Annotated in this window: 10 protein-coding genes and 2 pseudogenes; all 12 read left to right on the top strand. The window is 66.2% G+C overall.

The features are described from left to right. Positions 1-394: 394 nt before the first annotated feature. Positions 395-898 (top strand): general stress protein, encoded by a 504-nt coding sequence (locus PSR88_RS34075; RefSeq protein WP_342338954.1) that lies wholly within the window; start codon positions 395-397, stop codon positions 896-898. A 3-nt stretch (positions 899-901) separates the two neighbouring features. Continuing rightward, the gene (dnaK, locus tag PSR88_RS34070; RefSeq protein WP_342338761.1) at positions 902-2,782 is read left to right on the top strand and encodes a molecular chaperone DnaK; all 1,881 of its coding nucleotides are present in this window, start codon (positions 902-904) and stop codon (positions 2,780-2,782) included. Positions 2,783-2,790: 8 nt separating this feature from the next. Beyond that, positions 2,791-3,315 carry a nucleotide exchange factor GrpE gene (locus PSR88_RS34065; RefSeq protein WP_005571964.1) on the top strand — a complete coding sequence of 175 codons (525 nt, stop codon included), beginning with the start codon at positions 2,791-2,793 and terminating at the stop codon, positions 3,313-3,315. Positions 3,316-3,321: 6 nt separating this feature from the next. Further along, on the top strand, positions 3,322-4,248 hold the full coding sequence (locus PSR88_RS34060) for a J domain-containing protein (RefSeq protein WP_342338759.1): 927 nt from the start codon (positions 3,322-3,324) through the stop codon (positions 4,246-4,248). Beyond that, positions 4,245-4,574 carry a chaperone modulator CbpM gene (locus PSR88_RS34055; protein ID WP_016885045.1) on the top strand — a complete coding sequence of 110 codons (330 nt, stop codon included), beginning with the start codon at positions 4,245-4,247 and terminating at the stop codon, positions 4,572-4,574. Before PSR88_RS34060 ends, PSR88_RS34055 begins: the two co-directional genes overlap by 4 nt. Then, a pseudogene (locus tag PSR88_RS34050) lies at positions 4,556-6,889 on the top strand (ATP-dependent Clp protease ATP-binding subunit); the annotation flags it as partial. The gene PSR88_RS34055 and the pseudogene PSR88_RS34050, both read left to right, overlap by 19 nt. 121 nt (positions 6,890-7,010) lie before the next feature. Beyond that, on the top strand, positions 7,011-8,405 hold the full coding sequence (locus PSR88_RS34045) for an IS1380 family transposase (protein WP_342338071.1): 1,395 nt from the start codon (positions 7,011-7,013) through the stop codon (positions 8,403-8,405). 168 nt (positions 8,406-8,573) lie between these two features. Then, a pseudogene (locus tag PSR88_RS34040) lies at positions 8,574-8,876 on the top strand (type VI secretion system ATPase TssH); the annotation flags it as partial. 14 nt (positions 8,877-8,890) lie between these two features. Continuing rightward, the gene (gene trxA / locus PSR88_RS34035) at positions 8,891-9,343 is read left to right on the top strand and encodes a thioredoxin (RefSeq protein ID WP_007297768.1); all 453 of its coding nucleotides are present in this window, start codon (positions 8,891-8,893) and stop codon (positions 9,341-9,343) included. Further along, positions 9,340-9,606 carry a ubiquitin carboxyl-terminal hydrolase 14 gene (locus PSR88_RS34030; protein WP_011598522.1) on the top strand — a complete coding sequence of 89 codons (267 nt, stop codon included), beginning with the start codon at positions 9,340-9,342 and terminating at the stop codon, positions 9,604-9,606. The genes trxA and PSR88_RS34030 overlap by 4 nt, the downstream gene beginning before the upstream one ends. Continuing rightward, positions 9,584-11,308, top strand: coding sequence for an FAD-dependent oxidoreductase (locus PSR88_RS34025; RefSeq protein WP_342338756.1), 1,725 nt, complete (start codon positions 9,584-9,586; stop codon positions 11,306-11,308). The genes PSR88_RS34030 and PSR88_RS34025 overlap by 23 nt, the downstream gene beginning before the upstream one ends. Positions 11,309-11,321: 13 nt before the next feature. Continuing rightward, on the top strand, positions 11,322-11,762 hold the full coding sequence (locus PSR88_RS34020) for a DUF1931 family protein (protein ID WP_016885041.1): 441 nt from the start codon (positions 11,322-11,324) through the stop codon (positions 11,760-11,762). The last annotated feature ends 491 nt before the right edge of the window (positions 11,763-12,253 follow it).

Here is a 12,253-nt window from a genome sequence, read left to right as displayed (position 1 = left end):
GCTGTTATTCCCAGTGCTCCCGCGACTGTACTGTCAGGGTGGAATCGGCTTCCTGCTTTCGGCTTGCCGGGCCCTAGTCACTCACTTCCTTCGGCTGCGAAAATTTGCTATCGGGAGTTGTACTCATGGATTCCCGGAGTAGTGGCTGATGCCCGTAGTACCGGCCGCCTCGAGCGGGTTCCGGCGGAAATTTATGCCCTGGGTGGGGTGTGGACGCCACTGTCCCCCGTTGTGTGGACGCCCATGATGCGAATCTTGGTGACGCCCAGAGGCGGATGAGGAACTCTCAGGCGGTTGGGCCTCCGTGAGCTCAAACGATTGACTGATCGACCGAACGCCGAACTGGTACGCGCGGGCTCGGCGAATCCCGAGTCATTAACGCCTAGGGGGCGTGATGTCAGAGTCCAGTGGCGGGACCTCCGCGGTCCGTCCGAACCGACCTGCCCGCCAGGTGGTAGCAACGTTCGACAACTACGCCGACGCTGAAAGCGCCGTCGACTATCTCTCCGACCAGCATTTCACGGTAGACAAACTGACCATCGTCGGTCGCGATATCGAGCTGGTCGAGCAGATCGTCGGCCGCTTGAACTACGGCTGGGCCGCTCTGCGCGGCGCCGCCGCGGGCGCGCTGACGGGTGCGCTGTTCGGCTGGATCTTCGGGTTACTCGATTGGGTCCAGCCGCTGCTCACGGGCCTCGCGCTCGCCTTCTACGGGTTGGTGTTCGGTGCTGTTGTCGGCGCTCTGCTCGGCCTGCTCATGTATGCGCTGCAGGGCGGCCGGCGCGACTTCACCTCGATCCAGTCATTACAACCACGTCACTACGAAGTCCTCGCCGATGTCGAGGTTGCGGACGAAGCCGTCCGCTTGCTCACCGGCCGAACCGATCGAAAGGAATGAGTCATGGCGACCGCTGTAGGTATAGACCTAGGCACCACCAACTCGGTTATCGCAAGCTGGCAAGGCGGCGAGCCGGTGGTGATCTCCAATGTCGAGGGAGCGCGGACGACGCCGTCGGTGGTGGCGTTCACCGAGAGCGGTGAACGCCTGGTGGGTCAGCTTGCCCGACGGCAGGCGATCTTGAATCCGAAGGGCACGATCTACTCGGCGAAACGCTTCATCGGACGCCATTACGACGAGATCTCCGAGGAGGCCAAAGCGGTCAGCTTCGACGTCGTGCCGGGTGACAACGGTGAGGCCCGATTCGACGTGCGGGGAAAGAAGTACGCGCCGGAGGAGATCAGTGCCCTCGTGCTGCGCAAGCTCGTCGACGACGCGAGCAAGTTCCTCGGTGAGAAGGTCAAGGAAGCGGTCATCACCGTTCCGGCCTACTTCAACGACGCGCAGCGCAACGCCACCAAGGACGCCGGCCGGATCGCAGGCCTCGAGGTTTTGCGGATCATCAACGAGCCGACCGCTGCGGCACTGGCGTACGGCATGGACAAGCAGACCCACGAAACCGTACTGGTCTTCGACCTCGGTGGCGGCACCTTCGATGTGAGCCTGCTCGACGTCGGCGAGGGAGTGGTCGAGGTTCGTTCCACGGCCGGCGACTCCCACCTCGGCGGCGACGACTTCGACCGACGCCTGGTGGACTACCTCGCCGACGAATTCCAGCGTGCGGAGAATATCGATCTGCGCAAGGATGCGCAGGCGTTGCAGCGCCTCTTCGAGGCCGCGGAGAAAGCCAAGGTCGAGTTGTCCTCGGTGACACAGGCCCAGGTCAACTTGCCCTTCGTCACCGCTGACGCGAACGGTCCCAAGCACCTCACCACCACGATCATGCGGTCGAAGTTCGAGGATCTGACGGCGGATCTGGTGGAACGCTGCCTCGGCCCGGTGAAGCAGGCGATGAGTGACGCCAAGGTCACCGCCAACGACATCGACGAGGTGATCCTGGTCGGTGGTTCGACACGTATTCCGGCGGTGCAGGCGCTGGTTCGCCGGCTCACCGGCGGTAAGGACCCCCACATGGGCGTCAACCCGGATGAGGTCGTGGCGCTCGGTGCCGCCGTCCAGGCGGGCGTGCTCAAGGGCGAGGTTTCCGATGTGCTGTTGCTCGATGTCACCCCGCTGTCCCTCGGCGTCGAGACGCAGGGCGGGGTGATGACCAAGATCATCGAGCGCAACACGACGATCCCGGCCCGGCGCAGCGAAGTGTTCTCCACGGCGGAGGACAATCAGTCCGCCGTGGACGTCGTGGTGCTGCAGGGCGAACGCGAACGGGCCGCCGACAACCGGGTGCTCGGCCGGTTCCGGCTGGAAGACATCCGCCCCGCGCCACGCGGTGAGGCCCAAGTCGAAGTCACGTTCGATATCGACGCCAACGGCATCCTCAACGTCACCGCCCGCGACAAGGACACCGGCAAGGAGCAGAGCATCACGATCAGTGAGCAGGGCAACCTGGACACCAGTGAGGTCGAGCGCATGCTGGCAGAGGCCGAACGGAACCGGGGTGAGGACGAGGAGCTGCGCAAAGCGGTCGACGCACGCAACGCGCTCGATTCGGTTGCATATCAAGTGGAACGGCGACTCGCCGAACTCGGTGACAGTGCGCCACCGCACGACAAGGCGCGGGCCGAGATGCTGATCGCCGACGCCAGGAAGGCCGTGAAAGACGGTGCTTCACCCGCGGAGGTAGAGCCACTCACCTCGGAGCTGCAGCAGTTGCTCTACGGGCTAACGCCGGTCCAGGACGGCGGCGACGGACATCAGGCCGGCGGCGCAGAGGCTGCGTCGTCGGATGACGACGACGTGATCGACGCCGAATTCGATCGAAGCTGAGGCACACGATGGAAAGGTCTGCAGATCATTCGACGACCGAGCCGGCTACCGACGGTACCGACAGGGATCAGACCGAGACGGCGCCTGATCGCACCGACACGGGGGCCGAGTTGGCTCAACTCGAGGACCGCTGGCGCAGGGCCCTCGCAGATCTGGACAACCTGCGCAAGCGGTATGCCAAGGATCTGGACCGTGAACGCGCCGCGGAGGTGGCGAAGGTTTCCGCGGCATGGCTGCCGGTTCTGGACAATTTAGAGCTTGCGCTGGCGCATGCGGGCAGCGATCCTCAGACCGTCGTCGAGGGTGTGAAGGCGATCCGGGATCAGGCGGTGCAGGTGCTGTCGCGGTTCGGCTTCGAGCGTCACGACGAGGTCGGTGTGCCGTTCTCCCCGGAGCTCCACGAAGTGGTCAGTGTGGTGGCCCAACCCGACCTTCCCTCCGGGACCGTGATCGAGGTCTTGCGCCCGGGCTACGGGGAGGACGGGCGGCAGCTGCGTCCCGCCGCGGTGGTCGTCAGCCGCCCCGAGGGGTGAGCACCGATGGCGCGTGACTACTACGAAGCGCTCGGGGTCCCGCGGGGCGCCGCCGCCGACGAAATCCAGCAGGCCTACCGCAAGCTGGCCCGCAAGTACCACCCCGATGTGAACAAGGACCCCACTGCGGAGGACAAGTTCAAGGAGGCCAACGAGGCCTACCAGGTGTTGTCCGACCCGGACACCCGGAAACGCTACGACCGATTCGGTGCCGACTTCCGGCGTGTGCCCGAGGACTACGACGAACGGGTCCGGGCAAGCGCCGGTGGGTACGGTGGCGGCGGGTACGGCGGTGGGGGCGGGGGCAGAAGGGTGCACTTCGGTCACGGTGTCGGTGGCGAAGGCGGCGTCGACTTCGAGGACCTCTTCGGGCAGATGTTCGGCGGCGGTGGCGGGTACGGGCCGATTCCCGGCGCCGATCAGGAAGCGGAACTGGAACTGACCCTGGAAGAGGCGTACCGGGGCGGCAAACGCACTCTCAGACTGGACGGACGGCAGTACGACGTCGACATTCCGGCCGGTGTCCTGGACGGCCAGCGAATCCGGCTGGCCGGGCAAGGCGGCCGGGGCAACGGTGACGCGCCGCCCGGGGATCTGTACCTCGTGGTGCGGATCAAGCCGCATTCCCGGTTCCGGGTACAGGGCCGGGACATCTACGTCGACCTGCCAATATCGCCATGGGAGGCGGTCCTCGGGTCGACCGTCGTCGTTCCCACCCCGGGTGGCGAGGCGAAAGTCAAAGTGGCTCCAGGCTCGTCGACGGGAAGGAAGCTGCGCCTGCGGGGAGAGGGAATGCCCAATTCGCGGGGCGCCAACGGCAACCTCTACGCCGAGATCAAGGTGATGGTGCCGGCGAAACCGACAGCACGCGAACGCGAGCTGTTCGAGCAGTTGGCCACCGAATCGAACTTCGATCCGAGGAAAGAGACATGAGCACCCCGACCCCGGTCACCCAGTACGTCTTGGTTCGCCGTGCCGGATTGTCGCCAGATGCCTTCGCCGAACGTACCGGGCTGCACCCGGACCTGGCACGAAAGCTTGTGGCTCTCGGCCTGCTCGACGCCCGCCGCGACGCCGGCGGCGAGATGTCGTTCGAACCGTCCGAAGTGGCCCACGCCGCCCGCATCCAACGGCTGCGGACCGGTCTGGGCCTGAACTACTCGGCAATCGGGCTCGTGCTCGATCTGCTGGATCGAATCGAGAAACTCGAAGCAGCTTCCCGCAGAAGGAGGACACCCCCATGGACACCGGCAGCCTGACTGAGAAGTCACGAGAAGCCCTGCAGGAAGCCCAGAACGTAGCGACCAGAATGGGTCACACCGAGGTCGACGGAGAGCACCTGCTGCTCGCGTTGGTCGACCAGCAGGAAGGGTTGGTCCCCCGACTGCTCGAGCAGGCCGGCGCGAACGTCGATGCCCTGCGATCCGACCTGGAACGTGAACTGTCGCGCAGGCCGAAGGTCAGCGGCCCCGGCGCGACGCCCGGTCAGGTGATGATCACCCAGCGCCTGGCCAAGCTGCTCGACGCCGCGGAACGGGAGGCGAAGCGACTCAAGGATTCCTACGTGTCGGTGGAGCATCTCGTGATGGCCCTCTCCGAGGAGGGGTCGGCCAGTGCGGCGGGGCGGGTCCTCGCCAGTCATGGGGTCACACGAGAGGCATTCCTCACGGCGCTGACGAAAGTGCGCGGCAATCAACGCGTCACCTCGGCGACCCCGGAAGGGGCGTACGAGGCTCTGGAGAAGTACGGACGCGACCTCGTCTCCGAGGGGCGGGCAGGCAAACTCGATCCGGTCATCGGCCGAGATGCCGAGATCCGCAGGGTAACGCAGATCCTGAGCCGGAAGACGAAGAACAATCCGGTGCTGATCGGCGACCCCGGCGTCGGTAAGACCGCGATCGTCGAGGGCCTCGCCCAGCGGATCGTCCGCGGCGACGTGCCCGAGGGCCTGCGCGACAAGACGATCTTTTCGCTCGACATGGGTTCCCTGGTGGCCGGTGCGAAGTACCGCGGCGAGTTCGAGGAGCGACTGCAGGCGGTGCTGTCCGAGGTGAAGGCGGCCGAGGGGCGCATCCTGTTGTTCGTCGACGAGTTACATACAGTGGTCGGTGCGGGATCAGTCGGCGGCGAGGGGTCTCTCGACGCCGGCAACATGCTCAAGCCGATGCTCGCTCGCGGCGAACTGCACATGATCGGTGCCACCACTCTCGACGAGTATCGCAAGCACATCGAATCCGACGCGGCACTGGAGCGTCGCTTCCAGACCGTTCTCGTCGACGAGCCCAGCGCCGAGGATGCGATCTCGATTCTGCGCGGACTTCGAGAACGCCTCGAGGTGTTTCACGGCGTGAAGATTCAGGACGGCGCACTGGTGGCCGCCGTGACCCTCTCGCACCGGTACATCACCGACCGCTTCCTTCCGGACAAGGCGATCGATCTGGTGGACGAGGCGTGTGCCCGGCTACGCACCGAAATCGATTCGATGCCCGCCGAACTCGACGAGCTCACGCGGAAGGTGACCCGGCTGGAGATCGAAGAGGCCGCGCTGTCCAAGGAAACGGACGCGGCCAGCAAGGCGCGCCTCGAAGAGCTGCGTAAGGAGCTGGCCGACCTGCGGGCCGAGGCCGACGCCCGGCACGCTCAGTGGGAGGCGGAGCGGCAGGCGATCCGGCGGGTGCAGGAGCTGCGGGGAGAGCTGGAACGATTGCGCCACGAGGCCGAGGAGGCGGAGCGCAACTACGACCTCAATCGGGCCGCCGAGTTGCGATACGGCGAGATCACCGAGCTGGAACGCAGGCTCGAGGCGGCGGAGGAGCAACTGGCCACCAGGCAGGGCCGGAATCCGTTGCTGCGTGAAGTGGTCACCGAAGACGAGATCGCAGAGATCGTGGCCGCATGGACGGGTATCCCGGTCGCCCGGCTGCAGGAAGGCGAGCGGGAGAAGCTGTTGAAGCTCGACGAGATTCTGCACGAGAGGGTCGTCGGTCAGGACGAGGCGGTGCAACTGGTCGCAGACGCGGTGATCCGGGCGAGGTCCGGTATCCGTGATCCGCGCCGGCCGATCGGTTCGTTCATCTTCCTGGGCCCGACGGGCGTGGGAAAGACCGAGCTCGCAAAGACGCTGGCCAGTGCCCTCTTCGACAGCGAAGACAACATGGTGCGCCTGGACATGAGCGAGTACCAGGAGCGGCACACGGTGAGCAGGCTCATCGGTGCGCCCCCCGGGTACGTCGGGTACGACGAGGGTGGCCAGCTCACCGAGGCGGTGCGGCGTAAGCCGTATTCCGTGGTGCTCTTCGACGAGATCGAGAAGGCCCACGCCGACGTCTTCAATACCCTGCTGCAGGTGCTCGATGACGGCCGGATCACCGATTCTCAAGGCAGGCAAGTCGATTTCCGGAACACGGTGATCATCATGACCTCCAACATCGGATCCCAGCATCTGCTCGAGGGAGTCACAGCCGACGGCGAGATCAAGCCGGACGCCCGGGACTGGGTGCTGGCGGAACTGCGCGGGCACTTCCGTCCCGAGTTCCTCAACCGGGTCGACGACATCGTGTTGTTCACCCCGCTCGCCTGAACTTTTCGTGCAGGAGCGCGGATCAGGGTGGGTAGATAAGCGAAAGTGCCTGTCCTGCACGGCATAATGGGACTTCTCTACGGTTCCACAATGCCAACGGGAAGGCACTTCGCAGGTGAAGAGTATCGCAGCGGGTTCACGGGTGAAAGTATCGGCCGACGGACGGGGTGTGGTGTCGCATGCCGGTGTGGGGATGCTGCGGGAAATGGCGGACCTGACTGGGCTGTCCGCGCAGGTCACGGCAGTGCTGGCCGATACCTACCGCGGGCAATGGGCGCATGCCCCGGGTGCGGTGTTCGCCGACCTAGCCGCCGCGGTCGCCGACGGTGCCGACTGTGTGGACGTTGCCGCACGTGGTTGTGGTGGCCGCGAGCATGTGTTCGGTCCGTCGGCGTCGACGACCACGATGTGGCGGCTGGTTGACGAGCGGATCGATGCCGCGCACCTGCCCGGGATACGCGCCGCGCGTGCCCGGGCCCGGGAGCAGGCGTGGGCGGCAGGGGCCGCTCCGAAGGCGGAGTGGCTGCGGATCGACATCGATGCCACCATCACCCTCGACCATTCCGATAACAAGGAGAACGCAGCTGCGACCTGGAAGAAGACCTACGGATTCCACCCGCTGCTGGCCTTTCTGGACCGGCCCGACATCGCCGGCGGTGAGGCGTTGGCCGGGTTGCTCCGTCCGGGGAATGCGGGAAGCAACACCGCAGCCGACCACGTCACCGTCCTCGGGTGGGCACTGGACTCGCTGCCACCGGCGTATCGGCCCGATCCGACCGACCCTGCCGGGCAGAAGATTCTGGTGCGCAGCGACTCGGCCGGGGCGACCCACGGATTCGCCGACGCCTGCCGAACCGCGGGGGTGGGGTTTTCCTTCGGATTCGCCGTCGACGACCGTGTCCGTGCTGCCACCGAAACACTCAACGCGAAGGCCACCTGGGTGCCGGCGATCGACTCCGACGGCGAGGTCCGCGACGGCGCCTGGGTCGCCGAGGCCACCGATCTGGTCGATCTCGACGCCTGGCCGGAGGGAACCCGGTTGGTGCTGCGCAAGGAACGCCCGCACCCGGGGGCGCAGCTACGGTTCACCGATTCCGACGGGCACCGGATCACCGCGTTCATCACCGACACGCCGAAAGGAGTGGTGCCCGGTGGACTGGCCGGACTCGAACTGCGGCATCGGCAGCACGCCCGGGTCGAGGACCGGATCCGGCAGGCCAAGGCGACCGGGCTGCGGAATCTGCCGTGTCAGCGATTCGACGCGAACGCCGCCTGGCTCGAGACCGTCCTGGCCGCCACCGACCTGGTCGCCTGGGCGAAGCTGATCGGCTTCGGCGACCACCCGGACCTGGCCCGCTGCGAGATCGACACCTTCCGCTACCGGGTCTTGCACGTCGCGGCCCGCATCACCCGCGGCGCCCGGGCGGTCCGGGTTCGGATCGATTCGAGTTGGCAATGGGCCCAAGCGATCGCCGCAGCGTGGTATCGCATCCGCGCCGCCTTCACCTGACCGCGGCCTCCTGCTCCTACGACTCACGAAAGCCAACCCGGCCAGTGGAACCGGGCACCACCCGAGCGACATCGGGCGCGCCCTTATACCCACACACCAATATCTGTCCCGCACCAGCACATCCCAGCCGAAATCCACACCTCAGGCACACGGCACGAAAAATTGAGGCTCACGCTGCCCCAGATCGAGCACATCGTCGAGCTGCAGCTCACCGATCTTCGGAACAGGTTGTCGGAGCGCCAGATACACCTGGATATCACGCCGGAGGCACGCCGGCTCATCGCCGAACACGGTTTCGACCCGGTCTACGGTGCGCGGCCGCTGCGGCGGTACATCGCCCACGAGGTAGAGACCAAGATCGGTCGTGCGCTGTTGCGGGGCGAAATCGAACCGGGTGGCACCATCAGTGTCACGGTGGACGGCGGCGAGCTCGCCGTCGCGTATGCGGAACCCGCCGTCGCGGCGGCCTGAGGAGAGGTGTCGTCATGGGATCCGACAAGGTGAAGTGTCCGCACTGCGGCAAGGTCAACAAGGTGCCGGCGGCCGGGGACGGAAAACCCCGCTGCGGGAACTGCCACGAGCCGCTGCCGTGGATCGCCGCGGCAGGGGACGACGACTTCGCGGAGGTCGCCGACAAGTCCTCGGTGCCTGTGCTGGTCGATCTCTGGGCGACCTGGTGCGGCCCGTGCCGCATGGTCAGCCCGGCGCTCGAGCAGCTCGCCAGAGAACGCGCAGGTCAGATCAAGCTGGTCAAGGTCGACGTGGATGCTGCTCCCCAGACGGCCGAACGGTTCACCGTCCGCGCCGTACCAACTCTGCTGGTGATGGACCGGGGTGAGGTCCTCGCTCGTCAGGCGGGCGCAGCTCCGGTACCCCAGCTGCGCACGTGGCTCGATCAGGCGCTCTCGGAAAATGCAGGCAAGGAAGCGAAGTCATGACTTATGTCCATGCGGACCCACACGTGGCCGCGATCCGGGCCGTGGTGCCCCGGACCCCGCAGGGTTGCGAGGAATGTCTTCGCCTCGGCACCCCGTGGGTGCATCTGAGGCTGTGCCTGACGTGCGGACACGTCGGTTGCTGCGACTCTTCGCCGGGCAAGCACGCGAGCGCGCACGCTCACGCCATCGGCCATCCGATCGTCCAGTCGATGGAGCCAGGTGAAGATTGGCGGTGGTGTTATGTCGACCAGAACTTCGTCTGAGGACGCCGCACCCGTCGGCGTCAATCAGCCGGTCGACGAGACTCCGGACGAGGAAGGTGCTTTCCCGCGGCTGACGGACGACCAGGTCGCGACGCTCGAGGTCGGTGGCACGCGTCGATCGGTTCGCGCCGGCGAGGTGCTGATCCGAGAGGGCGCGCCCAGCAACGACTTCTTCGTCATCCTTTCCGGCAAGGTCGCGGTCCTCGACGAGGGCGACGGGGACGGCGAACGCCGGATACTGCGCGTGCACGGTCCCGGCCGCTTCCTGGGCGAGCTCGGACTGCTGGAAGGCCAGGTGGCGTTCTTCACCGCCGAAGCGATCGAGGATGGTGAGATGCTCGTCCTCCCCGCCGAGCGGGTGCGCGGGCTGGTTGCCCACGATCTTGTGCTCAGCGATCTGATCCTGCGCGCCTACCTGGTGCGCCGGCACCTGCTGATCGGGCTCGGCTCGGGGTACCGGATCATCGGCTCCTGCTATTCCCCGGATACGCTGCGGCTTCGCGAGTTCGCCATCCGAAACCGGTTGCCCCACCGGTGGATCGATCTGGAGCGGGACGAACGGGCGGAGCAGCTGCTGCGCAGCCTGGACGTCGCCCCCGAGGACACTCCCGTCGTGATCTGGCACGGCGACAAGGTGCTGCGCAATCCGACGAATGCGGAACTCGCCCGCATCGTCGGGCTTCCGGTCCCGGACTCGGTCGCGGACGCAGCCCAGGACGTGTGCAACCTCGTGGTCGTGGGTGCCGGACCGGCCGGTCTGGCCGCGTCCGTGTACGGTGCCTCGGACGGGTTGAACACGGTGACACTGGAGTCGATCGCCGCGGGCGGCCAAGCCAGTACCTCCTCCCGGATCGAGAACTACCTGGGCTTCCCGGCAGGGGTCTCCGGCTCCGAATTGGCCGAGCGGGCCGTGATCCAGGCCGGAAAGTTCGGCGCCCGCATCCTGGTGTCGGCGGAGGTGACCGGTTTGGGATCCGAGGCCGGGAACCATGTGCTCCGGCTGGCGGACGGCGGCGCGGTCCGCGGCCGGGCCGTCGTGCTCGCCACCGGGGCGCGATACCGCAAGTTGGCAGTCCCGGGAATCGAGGCACTGGAGGGAACGAGCGTGTACTACGCCGCGACCTACCAGGAAGCGCGGATGTGCGGCACCGATCCGGTGGCCATCGTCGGCGGCGGAAACTCCGCCGGCCAGGCCACTGTCTTCCTCGCCGGCCATGTCTCCCACGTCCACCTGCTCATCCGCGGCGATGACCTCGGAAAGAGCATGTCCCGATACCTGGTCGACCAGATCGAGCACCACCCGCGCGTTACCGTGCACCGGAACACCGAGATTCGTATGGTCCACGGCGAGAAATACCTCGACGAAATCGTGGTCGAGGACAATCGCACGGGCGACCAGGACACGATCCGGGTGCACGCCCTGTTCGTCTTCATCGGGGCGACGCCGCACACCGGGTGGCTGGCCGACGCGATCGCACTCGACGACCACGGCTTCGTCCTCACGGGCATGGACGCGGTCCACGCCCGAGGAGACGGCAACCGGCCGATCAGCGCCGGGCTGTCCAGGACGCTCGAAACCAGCCGGCCCGGCCTATTCGCGGCGGGCGACGTCCGCCGCGGCTCGGTGAAACGAGTCGCATCCGCGGTCGGTGAAGGAGCGATGGCGGTACGCCAAATCCATGAATACTTCGAAAGGAGCTGACGACATGCCAGTGATGGGCACCGTGAAATTCCAGCGGTTCTTCCGGGCAGCGGCTGGACTGCAGGTCGACCGAAACGACCTCAAGCGCTATACGGATTTCATCGACGACAAGATCTACGACGTGATCCTCATCGGCAAAGCCTCGGCCAAGGCAAACCTGCGGGACGTGATCGAACCGTGGGACCTGCCGATCACCAAGGGGCTGCAGGAGAGCATCCACCGGTTCGAGAAACTGGACGAGGAGATCGAACTACAGCCTCTGCTCGATCAACTGACGGCCCGGCCGCCCTTGGACGTGGCCCTCTCCGAGGAGACCGAGCAGCGACTGCCGCTGATCGCCGGAGGCTTGAGCGTGGCGCTGGCGCATACCTTCGTCACGGTCGAGCCGGACCGCAAGAACCCCGGGACCGCCGAATGGAACGTCGCCTTCGACATCTTCCACCTACTGCTCTGACCCCGGGACCCTACGTCCCGGCAAACCAGAGGGTGCCGGGACGCGAGAAATTCGTCCGGAGTCACGTATTACCGGTTGTCGCCCACCACACCGGGTGATCGCGGTGGAGATTTCCATAGATGATCGGGCATCAGCGGCCGCCGCGCTGTCTGCCCTTGCTCGTTCGGGACGCTTCCGGTCACCGTTGAGGGGTCCTTTCGGGGGCGTGGTGGTCGAACACCGTGAACCGGGCCGAATTCTTGGCGTGCCGGAACTGCCAAAGGGGTATCGGGCCTCGTCCCACGTGGAGGCGCGGTGGCGGGATCGGGCTGGGCGAAGAACGTGTGGAACACGGCGGCGACCATGTTGGCGTGCGACTTGTGGACGTGCGCCAACAGGTTTCGTGCGAAATGCGATACGGAATGCGTCGAGTAGCTCGGACAGGTCAGACTCTACGTCGGAGCCGCGCCGCTCGGCCCCAAGCCCCACCACTCCACGGGACGCCTACCCGG

Origin of the sequence: Rhodococcus sp. DK176, from assembly GCF_038447315.2 — a bacterium.
Taxonomy (GTDB): domain Bacteria; phylum Actinomycetota; class Actinomycetes; order Mycobacteriales; family Mycobacteriaceae; genus Rhodococcus_F; species Rhodococcus_F jostii_A.
Note: the sequence above shows the minus strand (reverse complement) of the source record. Positions and strands in the feature narration are given on the sequence as shown.